The following is an 18096-nucleotide window of genomic DNA, read 5'->3' as shown; positions in this document are numbered from 1 at the left end:
CGCATGCCCGCGAAGGTCTCAGGAATGGATCCCTGTGACAAGCACAGGAATGACGGAGGGTAGGTTCGGGATGACGGAGGATGGAGAGCGCTGCACCAACGCTCATGCCGCCGCCGTCCGCCCCTTCCTGACATTCCACCAGAACAACCCCACAAACGCCGCAAGCGCGACCAGATGCACCAGCCCGCCGATGGGCCACATCAGCGTTGCGCCGACAGCAAGGACGAGAACGCGCTCGATCGGATGGAGCCGGTTTTCCCAATGGCCCTGAATGGCGGCGGAAACAGCCCAGAGGCCGGGCAGGGCGAAGGCGAAAATCTCCAGCATTTCCGGCCAGTTGCCCGACAGGAAGGGCGTATAGGCGAACAGGAGCGGGACGAAATAGAGCCCCTTGGCCACCTTCCAGGCGGCGACGCCGGTCTTCATGGGCGGCGACTCGGCGATCGCCGCGGCGGTGAAGGCGGCGAGGCACACGGGCGGGGTGACGTTTGAATCCTGGCTCAGCCAGAAGATGATCATGTGCGCCGACAGAAGCGCCAATGTCAGCGCCGCCGGATCGAACGCCAGATCGTAGACCTGCAGCATCAGTTCGGGCGGCAGGGCATCGACGATGGCGCGCGCCTCGGCCATCGACATGGGCGCGGCGAGCGCGGCGATCTGGTCGGGCACGGCAATCATGAACATGGCCTTCGCCGTTTCGGGCAATTGGCCGGCGGCGATCAGTTCGACCGTCTGGCCTTCCAGAATGAGCTGGTTGAGTGCCGGTGCCGACAATGTTCCAAGGACGATGTAGGCGGCGGTGACCGGCAGACCCATGCCGAGCACGAGCGAGGCGAGTGCCACCAGCACCAGTGCGATCAGCATCGAGCCGTCCGACCATTGCGCGATCATCAACGAGAAGGTGTTGCCGATGCCCGCCGTGGTGATGACGTTGACGATCAGCCCGACGCCGCACAGCAGGATGCCCGTCATGATCATGTTGCGGGCGCCCAGTTCCAGCGCCTCGATGATCTTCACCGGGCCCATGCGGTTCGGCGTCAGCCAGGAGGCGGCGATGCAGGTCAGGATCGCAAAGCCGGCCGCATAGGTGGGCGTGTAGCCATAGACCAGAAGCCCGATCAGAAGGCCGACCGGCAGGATGAAGGGCGGCCCGCCGCGGCGGAACACTTCCCAGAAGCCCGGCCCGTCCTCTTCGGCCAAGGCCGTCGCATTGGAACGCTTGGCCTCGATGCGCACGAAAAAGCCCACGGTCGCGAAATAGAGGATCGCCGGCAGGATCGAGACGGTGACGATGGTCGTGTAGGGGATCTGGGTAAACGACGCCATGACGAAGGCGCCGGCGCCCATGATGGGCGGCATGAGCTGACCGCCGGTGGACGAGGCGGCCTCGACGCCGCCGGCAAAGTATTTCGGGAAACCCGCCCGCTTCATCAGCGGGATGGTGATCACGCCGGTGGATGAGGTGTTGGCGACGGCCGAGCCGGAGATCGTGCCGGTCAGCCCCGACGCCATCACCGCGACGAAGCCCGGACCGCCGATGAAGCGGCCGGCGACGACGCGGGAGACATCGACGATGAAATCGCCGGCGCCGGATTTCAGAAGGAACGCGCCGAACAGGATGAACATGAAGACGAAGGTCGACGAGATGCGGGCGATCGTGCCGAACATGGCGTCGTCGCCATACATGGCGCGGAACATGATCGTTTCGGGCGACAGGCCGCCGAAGCGGAAGACGCCGGGCACATATTGCCCCCACCAGACGATGTAGGTGAGCGAGGCGACGATCAGGAAGGGGATGATCCAGCCGGTGGTGCGGCGTGTGAATTCGAGGACGCCGATGATGCACAGGCTCCCGGCCAGCCAGTCCGACCAGATCAGGCGCACGCCGCGGTCGTAGATGGCGCTTTCGGCGTTGACGACCCAGAGCGCGGCAAAGGCGACCATGGCGCCGAAGGCGATGTCGAAGGCGCGGAACAGCGGGCGCTCGGCCCAGCCCTTCTTCACCAGCGGCGTGACCAGCACGCACAAAAGCACGAAACCGGCGAAGTGAAAGCCGTTCTGGTGGATGGTCGACACGTTGCCGAACGAGTTCATCCAGATATGGGCGAGCGAAATGGTGACGCCGACGATCAGCGCGGCGAGCGAAAGCCCGCGCCGGTCGAACAGCGAGGGGCTGCGCGTCTGCTGGATGGTGTCGGCGCGCATGGATTTACCGGCCGGTCAGGAAGAAAGCGCGGCGGGCACGGTCGCGCCCGCCGCAAGCGCCATTACTGCGCCATCAGATTGTCGGGGATTTCCAGACCCTGTTCCTGATAGTAGCGGGCCGCGCCGGGATGCAGCGGCACCGGCAGGCCGGCAATCGCCCGCTCCAGCGCCATCGCCTTGGTCGCCGGGTGGATCGCCTGCAGGAAGGGCAGGTTCTCATACATGGTCTTGGTGATCTGGTAGACATCCTCCTCGGGGATGTCGGCATGGGTCGCCAGGAAGTTGGGCTGCGCGATGGTCGTCACGTCCTCATCGACGCCCGGATAGGTGCCGGCGGGGATGACATATTCGGTCCACAGGCCGCGGCCGCCATCGGCCATTTCGATTTCCTCGGGCGTGAACGACAGGAGCGTCACCCGGTCGCCGGCGGCCGAAAAGAGCTGCGTGACCGCGCCGACGGGCACGCCGGCGGGCGTCGACATGCCGACGGCCTGTCCGTTCTGGACGGCTTCCGCGCTGGGGCCGTAGCCGCCGAAAACCAGTTCATACTCATTGTCCATGTCGACGCCGAAGCCCGACAGGATGGTGCGGTTGGAGCCGATCGTGCCGGAATTCTGCCGGCCCATCGCCATCGCCTCGCCCTTGAGCGCCAGTACGTCGGATACGGTTCCGCTTTCGACGCGGTCCGAGGCGATGATGAAGTGCTCGACATTCTGCCACAGCATGGAGACCGAGCGCAGATGCTCCTGCGGACCGTCCGCTTCGACCGGGCCGGTGCCGGTCGCCGCGTAATAGCCGAACAGGCCCTGAAGGATCGCAAACTGCGCCTCGCCCTCGCGGATAAGCCGGACATTCTCGCCCGAGCCGGCCGAGGAGATGGCGCTCATGCCGATCTTTTCCTTGGGCTCGAGCCGCACCTTGGTGAGCGTCGAGATGGCGACGCCGACCGGATAATAGGTGCCGCCGGTCGATGCGGTCGCCAGGATGTAATTGCGCGCTTCCTGCGCAAACACGCCGCTCGCCGAGCCGAGCGCGAGCCCCGCGGCGAGCGTGGCCGAAACGAACGTTCTGCGTGAAATGAATGTCATGCCTACCTCCCAATTGACACAGCGCGCGCAGCGCGCACCGACCACTATATGGCCCGGTCGCCGTGCAAGTCACGGATTTTCGGTTCGTGCGGGCGGCGGCCCGGCAGGCGCCGATGGATGCCCGCGCGGCAATTTGGCCGCACCGGGCCATGCCGATTTCGCTCCGGTTTTCGTTGAAAGGGCAGGGGCGCGTTCCTATAACCCCTCTACGGAGTGCGTTCGGCCTTTCGGCTCAACGCCTTGTTTTTTCGTATCGAGAGGTTTTGGATGCCCTGGAGCAATCAGAATGGCGGCGGCGGCCCCTGGGGCGGCGGCGGCGACAAGAATGGCGGCCCCTGGGGCGGTGGCGGCGGCAATGGCGGCGGCCCGTGGGGGCAGGGGCCGCGCGGCCCCAACCGTCCGGGCGGCGGCGGCCAGCCGCCGGATCTCGAGGACATCATCCGTCAGGGCCAGGACCGGCTCAAACGCGCCCTTCCGGGTGGCGGTGGCGGCGGCGGCCGCGCCCTGATCGGCCTGCTCGTCGTCGGTGCGCTGGTGCTCTACGGGCTGCAGGCCTTCTACCAGGTCGATACCGACGAGCGCGCGGTCGAACTTCTGTTCGGCAAGCCCAAGGCCGAACTGTCGGCGCCGGGTCTTCACTTCCATTTCTGGCCGGTCGAGACGGTAGAAAAGGTTCAGATCGTCGAAAAGCAGATCCAGGTCGGCTCGGGCACGGGGCGGGGCGGTTCCAACGGGCTGATGCTGTCGGGCGACCAGAACATTGTCGATGTGCAGTTCTCGGTCCTTTATTCGGTGATCGACCCGCGCTCTTACCTGTTCAACGTGGCCGGTCCCGACGATGCGGTTCGCCAGGTGGCCGAAAGCGCCATGCGCGAGATCGTCGGCCGCCGTCCTGCACAGGACGTTTTCCGCGACAACCGTGCGGCGATCGCCGACGAGGTGCGCACCTCCATGCAGGCGACGCTGGACAGCTATGGCGCCGGCATCCAGATCAACACGGTCTCCATCGAGGACGCCGCGCCGCCGCGCGAAGTGGCCGACGCGTTCGAGGAAGTCCAGCGTGCCGAGCAGGACGAGGACCGCTTCCGCGAGGAAGCCAACCAGTATTCGAACCAGCAGCTCGGTCAGGCCCGGGGTGAAGCGGCGCAGATCCGCGAAGACGCGGCGGCCTACGCGACCCAGGTCGTGCAGGAAGCCGAGGGTGAGGCACAGCGCTTCATCTCGATCTACGACCAGTATCGCCTGGCGCCGGACGTGACGCGCAAGCGCCTGTTCCTCGAGACGATGGAAGGCGTGCTTGGCAATTCCAACAAGGTGATCCTCGACGAGGAAGGCGGAGGCTCGGGCGTCGTGCCCTATCTGCCGCTGCCCGAGATCCAGAACCGCCGGCAGACCACCGCGCAGGATGGAGTGAACCAGTAATGTTTTCAGGCAACCGTATCCCGATCATCGCCTTTGTTCTCGGCCTGATCCTCGTTCTGGTTTATGCGTCGATCTTCGTCGTCAATGAGCGCGAACAGGCGATCGTGCTGCGCTTCGGCGAAATCCAGGACGTCAAGACCGAGCCGGGCCTCTACTTCAAGGCGCCGTTCGCCTTTGCCGGCTTCGACACGGTGCAGATTATCGAGGACCGCCTGCTGCGGCTCGATCTGGTCGATTCGCCGCCCGTGCAGGTGTCCGGCGGCCGCTTCTATGAAGTCGACGCCTTCCTGACGTTCCAGATCACCGATGCGCGGCGCTTCCGCGAGCAGGTCTCCGGTGATCTCAATTCGGCGGCGGCCCGTCTGCGCACCCGTTTCGATGCGGCTCTGCGCCGGGTCTACGGTCTGCGCGGCTTCGAGGCGGCGCTGTCCGAGGAGCGGACCGAGATGATGCGCGAGGTGCGCGACCTGCTGCGTCCGGACGCCCAGCAACTCGGCCTGACGATCGACGATGTGCGCATCGTGCGCACCGACCTGACCGCAGAGGTCTCGCAGCAGACCTTCGACCGGATGAGCGCCGAGCGCCTTGCCGAAGCCGAGCGGCTTCGTGCGCGCGGCCGTGAGAACGCCCAGCGCATCCGCGCCGTGGCCGACCGCCAGGTCGTGGAGATCCTGTCCGAGGCGCGGCGCGAATCGGAGATCCTGCGCGGTGAGGGCGACGCGGAACGCAACCGCATATTCGCCGAGGCGTTCACGCGCGATCCGGACTTCTTCGAGTTCTACCGGTCGATGATCGCTTATGAGCGGGCCATGCAGGATGGCGGCACGACGATGGTGCTTTCGCCCGATTCGGAGTTCTTCCAGTTCTTCCAGGATGCCGAAGGCCGGCCGCCGGCGCCGAGGCGGGCACCGTAAGCGGCACGACGGCCCGACATGGCCGACCTTGTCACCGCGCTCGGGCTGGTTCTCGTGATCGAGGGCATCGTCTATGGCGCCTTTCCCGACCTGGGGCGGCGGATCGGCGAGTTCCTGCGCACCGCGCCGGCGGACCAGCTGCGCATCGCCGGGCTCGTCTCGGCGGCGATCGGGGTGGGAATCGTCTGGCTGGCGCGGACCTTTCTGTGAGGGTCCGCGTCACGAAGACGTGACATGGGCGGCGCCGACCCGCGCCGCGCTTGCATCACAACCAGGCGGCCTTATTTTCGACCGCATGTCCGGATGATGTCCGGTCGGCATTGTTCCGCCCGCAAGGGCACAGCCTTTGGAGGAAAGCGCCAATGGGTTCTGGCTCGACCGCGCCGCGCGCGAAAATGGTTCTGGCAACGCTCGGCATCGCCGCGCTGACGGCGGTGCAGCCGGTACCCGTGCCGCTTGGTCAGGGCGGCATTGCGCATGCCCAGGAAGGGCCCCAATCGCTGGCGGACCTGTCCGACCGGCTGATCGATTCGGTCGTCAACATCTCGACCTCGCAGCGCGTCAGCGGCGGTGAACGCAACGTGCCGCGGCCGCGCCTGCCGGAAGGATCGCCATTCCAGGAATTCTTCGACGAGTTCTTCGACAGCCTGCCTGACGGCGAGGGCCCGGGACGCGGCGAGCGCAGCGTGCAGTCGCTGGGATCGGGTTTCGTCATCGATGCCGAGGAAGGCATCATCGTCACCAACAACCATGTGATCGCGGACGCCGACGAGGTGGTCGCCAATTTCAACGATGGCAGTTCGATCACGGCCGAAATCATCGGCACGGACCCCAAGACGGATCTCGCGGTCCTGAAGATCGATCCGTCGGAAAACCCCGACATGCAGGCGGTGCCGCTCGGCGATTCCGAGGCGATGCGGGTCGGCGACTGGGTGCTGGCGATCGGCAACCCGTTCGGCCTTGGGGGCTCGGTGTCGGTGGGCATCGTCTCGGCTTTCGGACGCGACATCAATTCGGGCCCCTACGACAATTTCATCCAGACGGACGCCGCCATCAACCGCGGCAATTCCGGCGGTCCGCTGTTCAACATGAATGGCGAGGTGATCGGCATCAACACGGCGATCATCTCACCGTCCGGCGGTTCGATCGGCATCGGCTTTGCCATTCCGACCGATCTGGCCATCGGCGTGATCGAGCAGTTGCGCGAGTTCGGCGAGACCCGGCGCGGCTGGCTCGGCGTGCGCATCCAGCAGGTCACCGACGATATCGCAGAAAGCCTGGGAATGGACCAGACGATGGGCGCGCTGGTTGCCGGCGTGATCGAAGGAGGGCCCGTCGATGATGGCTCGATCGAGCCCGGCGATGTGATCATCACCTTCGATGGCAAGCCCGTCGAGACGATGCGCGAACTGCCGCGGATCGTCGCCGAATCGCCGGTCGGCAAGGAAGTCGATGTCGTCGTGCTGCGCGATGGCGAGGAGCAGACCGTCCAGGTCACGCTGGGCAGGCTCGAGGATGGCGAGCAGCTTGCGCTGACCGCCGAACCGGCCGGCGAGGATGGCGGCGAAGCCGTGGAGACGGTCGAACTGTTCGGCATGACGCTCGCGGAACTCGGCGATGCGCAGCGCGAGCAATTCGGCATTTCCGACGAGGTGTCCGGCGGTGTCGTCGTCACGGCGGTCGAAGAGGGTTCGGCCGCCGCAAACCGGGGAGTCGCGGCCGGCGACGTGATCGTCGAGATCGCGCAGGAAAGCGTATCGACGCCCGCCGATGTCGAAGAGGCGATCACCGCGCTGCAGGAGAGCGATCGACGCAATGCGCTGCTGATGCTTGCGGGCACCGACGGCGCGCTGCGCTTCGTGACCATCCGGATCGACTGAGGATCTGCTCCGCCACGCCCTCATCCTGAGGTGGGCGCCAACATCCCTCGCCCTTCGAGGCTCGCCATGCTCGCACCTCAGGATGAGGGATGTTGGCAAGCCTCGAAGGGCGAGGCGTGGTGGCGCCGCAGCTTCAGCGCACGATCTCGTCTTCGCGGTAGCCCTGGATGAACAGCAGCGCGGTCAGGTCGCCATGGTCGATGCGCATGCCGGCCTTTTCGGCAACCGCCGGCTTGGCGTGCAGGGCAACACCGGCGCCGGCCATTTCGAGCATCGCCAGATCATTGGCGCCGTCGCCCACCGCGATCGCCCGGCCGGTACCGACGCCCAGCCGGGCGGCGATTTCGGTCAGCGCATCGGCCTTGGCCTTTTTGCCCAGGATCGGTTCGGCCACCTTGCCCGTCAGCTTGCCGTCCTCGTGGATCAGGCGGTTGGCGCGGTGCTCGTGAAAGCCGACCATATCGGCGATCCGTGCGGTGAAATGGGTGAAGCCGCCTGAAACCAGCGCGCAATGGGCGCCGTTGGCGGCCATGGTGCGGACCAGTTCGCGCCCGCCCGGGGTCAGTTCGATCCGCTCGGCGATGACTGTGTCGATCACATCAAGAGGCAGACCTTCGAGCAGCGCCACGCGCTCGCGCAGCGCGCCTTCAAATTCGATCTCGCCATTCATGGCGCGGGCGGTGATCGCCGCGACCTTGTCCTTGATGCCGGCCTCGGCGGCCAGTTCGTCGATGCACTCCTGCCGGATCATGGTCGAATCCATGTCGGCGAGCAGGATCGCCCTGCGCCGCGCGTCGGGCCCCTCATCGGTCTGGACGACATGGTCGATCGGAGCGTTCCCGATGACATCGGCAAGCGCTGCCGCATGTCCCTCGGCCCGATCGACGGCGAGATCGGCCGCCAGACTCTCGCCGAGCCATGTCACCGCGTGTGCGCCGACGGCTGTCGCCGCGCTTTCGGCCAGCGCGGGATCGAGCGCGCGCGTTGCAGGATTGGCAATCAGCGTGATGATATGGGACATGAGCGCAGATGCGGCCCGGTAGAGCCACGGACAGATGGAACGAACGATCACGCTGATAGCCGGCCCCACCGCAAGCGGCAAGTCGGCGCTGGCGCTCGACCTTGCGGCGCGGCACGGCGGTCACATCGTCAACGCCGATTCCATGCAGGTCTATGACGGATTGCGCATCCTCACCGCGCGTCCGGCGGCGCGCGAGATGGCGACGGTGCCGCACCATCTTTACGGTCATGTCGCGCCGGCGGTTGCCTATTCGACCGGCGCATGGGCGCGTGACGTGCGGGCCTTGCTTAAACGGTTGCCGGCGGACGCGCCGCTGATCTTCGTCGGAGGAACGGGGCTCTACTTCCGCGCGCTGACAGAGGGCCTGTCGCCTATGCCGGACGTGCCGGACGCGGTCCGCTCCGACTTGCGCGCCAGGCTTGCGGCCGAAGGCGCGCCGGCCTTGCACGCGGAGCTGGCGGCGTGCGATCCGGCGGGCGCATCCATGCTCGAACCGGGCGACGGCCAGCGCATCGTGAGGGCGCTGGAGGTTCTCAAAGCGTCGGGTCGTCCGCTGGCTGACTGGCAGGGTCAGGCCGCCGAGCCGGTGCTTGGTCCCGACTCCATCACCGAGCGGTGGGTTGTGCTGCCGGACAGGGTCGCGCTTTACGGGCGGATCGAGGCGCGTTTCGATGCGATGATCGCCGCCGGCGCTCTGGACGAGGTGCGTCGGCTGCGCGCGCTCGGCCTGCCGCCTGACATGCCGGCGATGAAGGCGATCGGTGTGCGCGAACTGGGCGCGGTCCTGGACGGTTCGATGAAAGAGGACGCGGCGATCGTCCGCGCCAAGACCGCTACCCGTCAATATGCCAAGCGCCAGATGACCTGGTTCCGAAATCAGTTGGGCGATGAGTGGCAGAGGGTCGATGCCGGCGAAGCCGTCGCGCCGGCGACGATGCCCTGAAGCGGTTCACTCGGCGCCGTCAGTACTTGTCCCTTGTGCGGAACCGGCTGATCAGGTCGCGCGACGATCCGGACTTCTCGGGCCGCTTCGGAGAGGATGGCGGGTCGGAGCGGCGGTGTGCGGGCTTGTCGCGATCGCGGCGCAACGGTCCTTCATAGGTAAAAAGGCCGGCATGGGCGTCGCCGGCACCGATCACCGGTTCGGCGGGCATAGGTCCGGCGGGCATGGGTTCGCGCGTTCCGGCCGCTGAATGGCGAGCGCTGACGGAGGGCCGTTGCTCGCCCACCGCCGCCGTTTCGGCATAGACGGCAAGCCCGTCGCCCGCTTCGGCATCGGTCAGCGCCTCCGCGGGATCGCGGATTGTCTGCAGCAGGGCCGCCATGTCGACCGCGCCCCCGCCATCTGCCTCGACCTCGGTGTGGCTGCGCAGCTCGTTGCCCGGCAGGCAGTCGTCGGCAACGGCCTCGACCATCAGCCGCATCGGCGTGCTGACGCCCTGGCCGAACGCGATCGCCTCGCGGTTGGCCAGCGATGGCAGGAAATTGATGTAGGAGCGCGAGGCTCCGGTGATCGCCTTGCGCATGATCTGCTGGTCGGCATCGTTGCCCAGCCGCATGGCGAACATTGTGTTGCACTGCGACAGGATTGTCGGATCCAGTTCACTGGGCCGCTGCGTGATGATGCCCAGGCTGACGCCATATTTGCGGCCTTCCTTGGCGATGCGCGCGATGGCGGCGCGGGTCGGGCCGAAGCCGGCGCCGACGTCGGCGGGAATGTAGCGGTGCGCTTCCTCGCACAGGACGACTGTCTTGATGCGCGCCTTGCTCCAGACGGACATCTCGAATGCCAGCCGGCACAGCACGCTGACCACGGCGTTGACGACTTCGGAGGGGATGCCGTTGAGCTGGAAGATGGTGACCGGCTTTCCATCCGCCGGCACGCGATAGATGTGCGACAGAACCTCGGCGAGATTGTCGACGATGGTCTTGTGGGCGAACATGAAGCGATAGCGCGGATCGTGGACCGCAGCATTGATCCGCGCGGCCAGCGACTTGAGCGCGCTGCGGGCCTCTCGACCGTCGAGCTTGCCCATGCGGTGGTCGATCAGCGCCAGAAGATCGGACACGCGGTAGGGAATCGGCGTGTCTGCGGTGATGTTGCCGTGAGCGCCGGGTTTGCGTGCGCCGCGGCCCGTGCCGCCGGCCTTGAATTTCTGTTTGGCCTCGGGAATGAGGTCGCGCAGAATGTCGACCTCCTCGGGCTCGGCCGGCCGGCCGCGGAACAGCACTTCGACGAATTCTTCGAGCCGGAAGAGCCAGAACGGCAGGTCGAGATTGGTGTCGTCGATCTTCACCGAAATGTCGGGAAACGCGCTGGCGAACTCATTGTGCGGGTCGAGGACCAGTATGCCGACATCCGAACGGGTGGCGACGAGCTTGCGCACGAGCAGCGAAACGGTGGTCGACTTGCCGACGCCGGTCGTGCCAACGACGGCGAAATGGCGGGAGATCATCGAATTGATCGACACCATCGCGTCAATGTCGCGGCTTTGCGACAACGCGCCGACAGAGACAGCCGACGGATCGGTGTTGGCAAAGATCGCCTGCAGGTCGGCGTTGCGGATGCGGTGGGCTGCGGCGCCCAGATGCGGATAGCTCGACAGGCCGCCATTGAAGACCGGCCGGCCATCGGCATCGTCGCCGATCTCGCCAACCAGTTCGACATGAAGGCGCACCTTGTTGGGCGTCTTGGACTGCCAGAACTGCTCGACGCTCTCGATCTGGTAGAGCATGCCGACCGTGCGCCTGGAGTCGGCGCGGATGGTGATCAGCGTGCCGACCGACCAGTAGTCCTCCGAAACCGCACCGCCCGGCTCGACATCCGCGCTGATGACGGCACGGTTGCCGTCGCACTCGATGACATGGCCTTCGGTGCGGTTGCGCCGCGGCAGCGGCGCGCGCTCCTTGGCCAGTTGGGCCTCGCCCGGATCGGGTTGTTCTTTTCGGTACATGGAGCCGGACCTGTTGCCGCACGAGGCTATGGGATCGTGGTTAAGGAAACGCTACCGCAGCGGACGGCTTGACCGGCTCCGATACCGGGACTATGACACCGCAATGATGATGACGACGATGCTTATCGTAGTAGGACCGCGCATGGGCAAGGTGGCGTAGCCACCGGGCACGATCCACCCATGCGCGATGACAGGCTCCCCTTCGAGGAGCCTTTTTTATTGCCTTTCAGCAAGCAAACGACGAAAATTTGTGCACAGGCCAGAGAGCCGGACGGGATGAAGACAATGGATGCCAAGGCGGACACGAAAGCGGGCCAGGAAATGACGGGCGCCGAGATGGTGCTGGAAGCGCTGAAGGACAATGGCGTCCGGCACATATTCGGCTATCCGGGCGGCGCGGTGCTGCCGATCTATGACGAACTGTTCCAGCAGGACGCGATCGAGCACATTCTGGTGCGGCACGAGCAGGGCGCCGGCCATGCGGCCGAAGGCTATGCGCGGTCGACCGGCAAGGTCGGCGTCGTGCTGGCAACGTCGGGGCCGGGTGCGACCAACTGCGTCACCGCGCTGCAGGACGCGTTGATGGATTCGATCCCGCTGGTGTGCATCACCGGCCAGGTGCCGACGACGCTGATCGGTTCGGACGCGTTTCAGGAGTGCGACACGGTCGGCATCACGCGGCCCTGCACCAAGTACAACTGGCTGGTCAAATCGGTCGCCGACCTGCCGCGCATCCTGCACGAGGCATTCCATGTCGCCCAGACGGGCCGTCCGGGTCCGGTCGTCGTCGACATACCCAAGGATGTCCAGTTCGCCTCGGGCATCTATGAGGGGCCGCACGTTGCCCAGGAGCGTGTCAGCTACCGGCCCGTCATGGACCCGGACGCCGATGCGATCCGCCGCGCCGTCGCGCTGATGGCGTCAGCCAGGAAGCCGATCATCTATTCGGGCGGCGGCGTGATCAATTCCGGCGATCGCGGCAGCGAGCTGTTGCGCGAACTGGTGGCCGAGACCGGCTTTCCGATCACCTCAACGCTGATGGGCCTGGGCGCCTATCCGGCCTCGGGCGAAAACTGGATCGGCATGCTGGGCATGCACGGCACCTATGAAGCGAACATGGCGATGCATGATTGCGACGTGATGATCAATATCGGTGCGCGCTTCGACGACCGCATCACCGGCCGGATCGACGCGTTCTCGCCGAACTCGCGCAAGATCCACATCGATATCGATCCCTCGTCGATCAACAAGGTCGTCCACACCGAAGTCGGCATCGTCGCCGATGTGGCCCATGCGCTCGAGGCGCTGCTGGACGCGTGGCGATCGGCCGGCCACAGGCCCGACAGGAAAAAGCATGCGCCCTGGTGGGAGCAGATCGGCAAGTGGAAGGCACGCGACTCGCTGGCCTATTCGCCATCGGGCGACGTGATCATGCCGCAATATGCGATCCAGCGGCTCTACGAGGCGTCCAGGGCGAGCGGCAAGGACACGTTCATCACCACGGAAGTGGGCCAGCACCAGATGTGGGCGGCGCAATATTTCGGTTTCGACAAGCCCAATCGCTGGATGACATCGGGCGGGCTGGGCACGATGGGCTACGGCCTGCCGGCGGCGCTGGGCGTGCAGATCGCCCATCCCGACGCGCTGGTCATCGACATTGCCGGCGACGCCTCGATCCAGATGAACATCCAGGAAATGTCGACGGCGATCCAGTACGGCACGCCGATCAAGATCTTCATCCTCAACAACCAGTATATGGGCATGGTGCGCCAGTGGCAGCAATTGCTGCACGGCAATCGCCGCTCGCACTCCTACACCGAGGCGATGCCCGATTTCGTCAAGCTGGCGGAGGCCTATGGGGCCCATGGCATCTATTGCGACAAGCCCGGCAAGCTCGACGATGCGCTGGCCGAAATGATCGAGATCGACGGGCCGGTCATCTTCGACTGCCGGGTGGCGGCGCTGGCCAACTGTTTCCCGATGATCCCGTCGGGCAAGGCACACAATGAGATGCTTCTGCCGGACGAAGCGACCGACGAGGCGGTCGCCAATGCGATCGGCGCCGAAGGCAAGGCGCTTGTGTGATCCCCTGCGCGGCGCCGGCAGATGAACCGATCCGCTCCCGGCGTTGCCGACTACGGTCTGCTCGTCACGCTTTCGCTGATCTGGGGCAGCGCGTTCCTTTTGTCGAAGATCGCGGTGGCCGACTTCGCACCGCTGACGATCACGCTCGTCCGGCAGGTGCTTGCCGTACTGCTTCTGGGCGGCATCGTTCTGGCGCTGCGCCGGCCATTGTTCCGGCCGACGCGGCGCGACCAGCTGTTCATGATCGTCTGCGCGGCGACCGGCACGGTGATCCCGTTCACCGCCATCAATTGGGGCGTTGCGGTGATCGACAGCGGGCTGGCGGCGATCCTGATGGGCTTCATGCCGCTGGTCGTGCTGGTGCTGGCGCATTTCCTGACGCGCGACGAGAAGCTGACGGTGCCGAAGGTGGCCGGCGTCGTGCTCGGCCTGATCGGCCTTGCCATCCTGTTCTGGCCGGCGCTGGTCGAAGGGTTCGGCAGGGATGTGTGGCGCCAGCTCGCCGTGCTCGGCGCGGCGACGGCCTATGGCGTCAACGCGCTGTCGGTCAAGCAGCTCGTGCGTCATCCGCCCATGGTGCTGATGACCTATATCACGCTGTGGACGCTGGTGATCCTCGTTCCGCTCACGTTCCTGTTCGAGCAGCCCTTCGCCGCGACGCCGACGCAGTCGTCGGTGCTGGCGCTTGTCGCACTGGGCGTTTTCCCCTCCGCTGTCGGCGCGCTGTTCATGTTCGCCATCATCGAGCGGCAGGGCGCTTCGTTTTTCGGCCAGATCAACCTTCTTGTGCCGTTGGCCGGGGTTCTGGTCGGCGTCATGTTCGCCGGCGAGCGGCCGGGCCTGAACGCGCTGGCGGCGCTCGTCATCATCGTGTCCGGCGTGGTGGTCGCCCGCCTCAAGCCGGCTGCCCGTTCCTCACCCGTCAATGAAAGTCCCAGACCATGAACGAACCGCAATCCGAACCGGCCTCGGCCTATTTCATCACCAAGGACACGTCGGCGCCCGAAAGCCACACATTGTCGATCCTGGTCGACAATGAACCGGGTGTGCTGGCGCGGGTGATCGGCCTTTTCTCCGGCCGCGGCTACAACATCGAGAGCCTGACGGTTTCCGAGACCGAGCACGAAAAGCACCTGTCGCGCATCACCATCGTCACCAGCGGCACGCCGCAGGTGATGGAGCAGATCCATACCCAGCTCGAACGGATCGTGCCGGTGCACAAGGTGACGGACCTGACCGTCATCGCCCATCATGAAGGCTACGAGAAGCCGCTGGAGCGGGAACTGGCGCTGATCAAGGTGCGCGGTGCGGGGGAAAACCGGCTCGAGGCGCTGCGGCTGGCCGATGCGTTCAAGGCCAATGTGATCGACGCCAATGTCGATCATTTCGTCTTTGAGCTGACCGGCCGGACCAACAAGGTCGAGCAGTTCATCGCCATCATGGCGCCGCTGGGCCTGGTCGAGGTCTGCCGCACGGGCGTCGCGGCCATGCGGCGGGGCCGCGAGGTGATGTGAGCGTGCACGGCCGGCGTCGCAGACCGAAAAGGGGAGACGGTCGTTGGCCGACCGCCTGATCAACCCCCACCGCGGCGCGGGTCTGCCAGACCTTGTTTCGCCCTTGCCCGCCCATGATGGGCGGGCGGTCGCCGACCTTCTGGACCTGTGCCCGGCCCACGCGCCGACGCCGCTCGCGGATGCGCCGGGGCTGGCCGAAAAGGCCGGCGTCGGCCAGTTGATGCTCAAGGACGAGCGGTCGAGAATGGGGCTTGGCTCTTTCAAGGCCCTTGGCGCGGCATATGCCATTGCCCGCCAGGCCGCCGATGCGCGTCAGGGAGACAATTGGTCGGACGCGCTCGCCGGGCGCACCTTCGTGACGGCCAGTGCGGGCAATCACGGCCTGTCGGTTGCCGTAGGCGCGCGGCTTTTCGGCGCCGACGCCGTGGTCTACCTGGCCGAAACCGTGCCCGAGACGTTCGCCGAGCGGCTGCGGGCCAAGGGTGCGCAGGTTCGGCGTGCAGGCGCCACCTATGAGGAGAGCATGGCTGCCGCCGAAGCCGCCGCCGCCACCGACGCAACGCTGCTGTCCGACAGTTCCTGGCCCGGCTACACCGAGATGCCGTATCGCGTGATGGAGGGCTATCTGCAGATGGCGAGCGAGGCCGCCGGGCAGATCGGCGACCCGCCCGGCGTCATCCTGTTGCAGGCCGGGGTTGGCGGCATGGCGGCGGCGGTCGCGGCCCATGCAAGGTCGGTCTGGGGCGATGGTCCGCGGATCGTCGTCGTCGAACCGGAAGCCGCGCCTGCGCTGATCGACAGCATCCGCGCCGGCAGGGTGATCGATACGGACGGGCCGGTGTCCTCGATGGGCCGGCTCGACTGCAAGACGCCCTCGATGATCGCGCTGGCCGGCCTGGCGCGCGACGCCGACCTGTTCGTCACGATCACCGAGGCGGAGGCCGCGGCGGGTGTCGCGGCGCTCGGGCGTGCAGGGTTTGCCACGACGCCGTCCGGTGCCGCGGGCGTGGCAGCCTTGTTGACGGGCGCGGTCGGCGTTGACCTTGCGACACGCGTTCTCGCCTTTCTCAGCGAAGGCCCCGAAGATGGTTGAGCGCTCGCTGGTCTTTCCGGCAGCGGAGTTCCGACGGCGTGTCGCGGGGCTGCAGGCGCAGATGGATGACGCGGAACTGAACGCGCTGCTCCTGACGACACCGGCCGACATCTTCTATGTCACCGGGTTCCTGACGCGGTTCTGGGAAAGCCCGGCAAGGCCGTGGTTCGTGATCGTACCGGCGTCCGGCGATCCCGTTGCGGTGATCCCGGCCATCGGTGCCGCGCTGATGGGGCGGAGCTGGGTCCGCGATATCCGGTCGTGGGATGCGCCCGATCCGGACGACGACGGCGTAAGCCTGCTGGCCGAGGCGCTTTGCGAGATGGTGCCCGAAGGTGGGCGGATCGGCGTCCCGATGGGCGAGGAAACCCATTTGCGGATGCCGCTTGCCACCTATGACGCCGTCTCGGGCCGCATCGGGCCGCGACGCTTTGTCGATGCGACCGAGCCCGTGCGGCGGGTGCGCGAGATCAAGTCCGAGCCGGAGATCGAGCGCATCCGCGCAGTCTGTGCCGTCGCGGACGCGGCGTTTGCCCGCGTGCCCGAGATTGCGCATGGTGCCGGAACGCTTGCCGGCCTGTTCCGGTCGTTCCAGGCCGCGCTGCTCGCGGCCGGCGCCGACTGGGTCAGCTATCTCGCCGGCGGCGCTGGAAGGGACGGCTATGGCGATGTCATCTCGCCCGCCGAGGAGCGGCCCTTGCAACGCGGCGAGGTGCTGATGCTCGACACGGGCGCGGTCAAGGACGGCTATTTCTGCGACTTCGACCGCAACTATGCGGTCGGCCGGCCCACCGACGCGGTCCTTCGGGCGCATGCGGCCCTGTTCGCCGCAACCGATACGGCGCTCGACGCGGTTCGCCCGGGCATGTCCGCCCGAGCCGTCCACGGGCTTTTGAGCGCCTCGCTGCGCGCGCACGGAGCAACGCCCGCACCGGGCCGGTTCGGTCACGGTCTGGGCATTTCGCTGACGGAGTGGCCATCGATTTCGCCAAAGGACGAGACGATCCTGCGCGAAGGCATGGTGCTGACACTGGAGCCCGGCGCCGAGGTCGTTCCCGGCCGGTTCATGGTGCATGAGGAAAACATCGTGCTGCGGGCCGGCGGGCCGGAACTTCTGTCAAAGCGTGCGCCCGCCGAGTTGCCGGAGCTCGTGCCGTGACGGGCGCGTCCTACCGGCTGTCGGGGCCAATCGGAACACGCGCCACGTTCGGGCTGATCGCGCTTCGCGTGGACGAGACTGTCGAACACGATTTCCGGCGGCTGTGCGCGGCGCCCGACATCGCGCTGCACGTCACGCGGATCGCTTCCGGCGACGATCTGACGCCCGAGACGATCGCGACGATGGAGGCTGCCCTGCCGCAGTCCGCAAGCCTGTTGCCGCCAGCCGCGGCCTTTGACAGCGTCGGCTATGCCTGCACGTCGGGCGCAACATTGATCGGCGCCGATCGGGTCGCCCAACTCGTCCGTGGCGCGACCCGGACCAGGGCGGTGGCCGACCCGCTGACGGCCACCATCGAAGCGCTGCAGGCGCTTGGCGTCCGCCGGATCGGGCTGGTCTCGCCCTATATCGACAGCGTTGCCGGGCCCATCCGCGAAGCGCTCGTGGCGGCGGGGCTGGACGTGCCGGCCATCTTGTCGTTTGGCGAACAGGTCGAAGCGCGGGTGGCGCGGATCGATCCGGAATCGATCCGGCAGGCCGCGCTGGCCGTCGGCGGCAGGGCGGACGTCGACGCCGTTTTCGTCTCGTGCACGAACCTGCGCACGCTCGACATCGTCGACGATGTCGAGGAGCGTCTTGGCCTGCCGGTCGTCACCAGCAATCTCGCCCTTGCCTGGCAGATGTTCGGGCACGCCGGCACGCTGCCGGCCATCGTGCCGGGGAGGCTCTTGCGTTCAGCCGCCCTGTGATGCGGCGCCGGC

15 protein-coding genes are annotated in these 18096 nt (G+C 66.5%); 11 read left to right on the top strand and 4 right to left on the bottom strand.

The window, feature by feature from the left end; translation table 11 throughout:
• Nucleotides 1-102: 102 nt before the first annotated feature.
• Nucleotides 103-2205 carry a TRAP transporter permease gene (locus DEM25_RS14275; protein WP_109766386.1) on the bottom strand — a complete coding sequence of 701 codons (2103 nt, stop codon included), beginning with the start codon at nt 2203-2205 and terminating at the stop codon, nt 103-105.
• Between the two features lie 62 nt (nt 2206-2267).
• The gene (locus DEM25_RS14270) at nt 2268-3293 is read right to left on the bottom strand and encodes a TAXI family TRAP transporter solute-binding subunit (protein ID WP_109766483.1); all 1026 of its coding nucleotides are present in this window, start codon (nt 3291-3293) and stop codon (nt 2268-2270) included.
• A gap of 267 nt (nt 3294-3560) precedes the next feature.
• Here DEM25_RS14270 and hflK point away from each other — a divergent pair, with 267 nt between their 5' ends.
• From hflK to DEM25_RS14250, 4 genes are all read left to right on the top strand, one after another.
• Nucleotides 3561-4715, top strand: a complete 1155-nt coding sequence (gene hflK, locus DEM25_RS14265) for an FtsH protease activity modulator HflK (protein WP_109766482.1) — start codon at nt 3561-3563, stop codon at nt 4713-4715.
• Nucleotides 4715-5629 (top strand): protease modulator HflC, encoded by a 915-nt coding sequence (hflC, locus tag DEM25_RS14260; RefSeq protein WP_109766385.1) that lies wholly within the window; start codon nt 4715-4717, stop codon nt 5627-5629. The genes hflK and hflC overlap by 1 nt, the downstream gene beginning before the upstream one ends.
• Before the next feature lie 18 nt (nt 5630-5647).
• Complete coding sequence (locus DEM25_RS14255) at nt 5648-5839, top strand: DUF2065 domain-containing protein (RefSeq protein ID WP_109766384.1); 192 nt, start codon at nt 5648-5650, stop codon at nt 5837-5839.
• 152 nt (nt 5840-5991) lie between these two features.
• The gene (locus tag DEM25_RS14250) at nt 5992-7509 is read left to right on the top strand and encodes a Do family serine endopeptidase (protein WP_245412922.1); all 1518 of its coding nucleotides are present in this window, start codon (nt 5992-5994) and stop codon (nt 7507-7509) included.
• Nucleotides 7510-7642: 133 nt separating this feature from the next.
• On the opposite strand, the gene serB is transcribed toward DEM25_RS14250, so the two are convergent.
• Complete coding sequence (gene serB, locus DEM25_RS14245) at nt 7643-8530, bottom strand: phosphoserine phosphatase SerB (RefSeq protein WP_109766480.1); 888 nt, start codon at nt 8528-8530, stop codon at nt 7643-7645.
• A 34-nt stretch (nt 8531-8564) separates the two neighbouring features.
• On the opposite strand from serB, the gene miaA reads away from it, so the two are divergent.
• On the top strand, nt 8565-9473 hold the full coding sequence (gene miaA / locus DEM25_RS14240; RefSeq protein ID WP_109766383.1) for a tRNA (adenosine(37)-N6)-dimethylallyltransferase MiaA: 909 nt from the start codon (nt 8565-8567) through the stop codon (nt 9471-9473).
• 19 nt (nt 9474-9492) lie between these two features.
• On the opposite strand, the gene DEM25_RS14235 is transcribed toward miaA, so the two are convergent.
• Nucleotides 9493-11484 (bottom strand): ATP-binding protein, encoded by a 1992-nt coding sequence (locus DEM25_RS14235; RefSeq protein WP_109766382.1) that lies wholly within the window; start codon nt 11482-11484, stop codon nt 9493-9495.
• 276 nt (nt 11485-11760) lie between these two features.
• Here DEM25_RS14235 and DEM25_RS14230 point away from each other — a divergent pair, with 276 nt between their 5' ends.
• The 6 genes from DEM25_RS14230 to DEM25_RS14205 are packed head-to-tail and all read left to right on the top strand — an operon-like array spanning nt 11761 to nt 18084.
• Nucleotides 11761-13569: an acetolactate synthase 3 large subunit gene (locus DEM25_RS14230; RefSeq protein ID WP_196780391.1), complete on the top strand. Its 1809-nt coding sequence runs from the start codon at nt 11761-11763 to the stop codon at nt 13567-13569.
• Between the two features lie 21 nt (nt 13570-13590).
• Entirely contained in the window at nt 13591-14514 is a 924-nt protein-coding gene (locus tag DEM25_RS14225) for a DMT family transporter (protein WP_109766380.1), read from the top strand.
• Nucleotides 14511-15083: an acetolactate synthase small subunit gene (ilvN, locus tag DEM25_RS14220; protein WP_109766379.1), complete on the top strand. Its 573-nt coding sequence runs from the start codon at nt 14511-14513 to the stop codon at nt 15081-15083. Before DEM25_RS14225 ends, ilvN begins: the two co-directional genes overlap by 4 nt.
• 43 nt (nt 15084-15126) lie before the next feature.
• Nucleotides 15127-16176, top strand: a complete 1050-nt coding sequence (locus DEM25_RS14215; RefSeq protein WP_109766378.1) for a pyridoxal-phosphate dependent enzyme — start codon at nt 15127-15129, stop codon at nt 16174-16176.
• Entirely contained in the window at nt 16169-17335 is a 1167-nt protein-coding gene (locus tag DEM25_RS14210; RefSeq protein ID WP_109766377.1) for a M24 family metallopeptidase, read from the top strand. Before DEM25_RS14215 ends, DEM25_RS14210 begins: the two co-directional genes overlap by 8 nt.
• Nucleotides 17332-18084, top strand: coding sequence for a maleate cis-trans isomerase family protein (locus tag DEM25_RS14205; protein ID WP_109766376.1), 753 nt, complete (start codon nt 17332-17334; stop codon nt 18082-18084). The genes DEM25_RS14210 and DEM25_RS14205 overlap by 4 nt, the downstream gene beginning before the upstream one ends.
• The last annotated feature ends 12 nt before the right edge of the window (nt 18085-18096 follow it).

The sequence above is a fragment of the Oceaniradius stylonematis genome (assembly GCF_003149475.2).
GTDB classification, from domain to species: Bacteria; Pseudomonadota; Alphaproteobacteria; order Rhizobiales; family Rhizobiaceae; genus Roseitalea; species Roseitalea stylonematis.
The sequence above is the reverse complement of the archived record's forward strand: the minus strand, read 5'-3'. Positions and strand labels throughout refer to the sequence as shown.

Coding starts and splice junctions, on each gene's coding strand:
- DEM25_RS14255 (WP_109766384.1), top strand. CDS start 5,648: ATGGCCGACCTTGTCACCGCGCTCGGGCTGGTTCTCGTGATCGAGGGC.
- ilvN (WP_109766379.1), top strand. CDS start 14,511: ATGAACGAACCGCAATCCGAACCGGCCTCGGCCTATTTCATCACCAAG.
- hflC (WP_109766385.1), top strand. CDS start 4,715: ATGTTTTCAGGCAACCGTATCCCGATCATCGCCTTTGTTCTCGGCCTG.
- DEM25_RS14230 (WP_196780391.1), top strand. CDS start 11,761: ATGAAGACAATGGATGCCAAGGCGGACACGAAAGCGGGCCAGGAAATG.
- DEM25_RS14275 (WP_109766386.1), bottom strand. CDS start 2,205: ATGCGCGCCGACACCATCCAGCAGACGCGCAGCCCCTCGCTGTTCGAC.
- DEM25_RS14270 (WP_109766483.1), bottom strand. CDS start 3,293: ATGACATTCATTTCACGCAGAACGTTCGTTTCGGCCACGCTCGCCGCG.
- DEM25_RS14225 (WP_109766380.1), top strand. CDS start 13,591: ATGAACCGATCCGCTCCCGGCGTTGCCGACTACGGTCTGCTCGTCACG.
- DEM25_RS14210 (WP_109766377.1), top strand. CDS start 16,169: ATGGTTGAGCGCTCGCTGGTCTTTCCGGCAGCGGAGTTCCGACGGCGT.
- miaA (WP_109766383.1), top strand. CDS start 8,565: ATGGAACGAACGATCACGCTGATAGCCGGCCCCACCGCAAGCGGCAAG.
- hflK (WP_109766482.1), top strand. CDS start 3,561: ATGCCCTGGAGCAATCAGAATGGCGGCGGCGGCCCCTGGGGCGGCGGC.
- serB (WP_109766480.1), bottom strand. CDS start 8,530: ATGTCCCATATCATCACGCTGATTGCCAATCCTGCAACGCGCGCGCTC.
- DEM25_RS14235 (WP_109766382.1), bottom strand. CDS start 11,484: ATGTACCGAAAAGAACAACCCGATCCGGGCGAGGCCCAACTGGCCAAG.
- DEM25_RS14250 (WP_245412922.1), top strand. CDS start 5,992: ATGGGTTCTGGCTCGACCGCGCCGCGCGCGAAAATGGTTCTGGCAACG.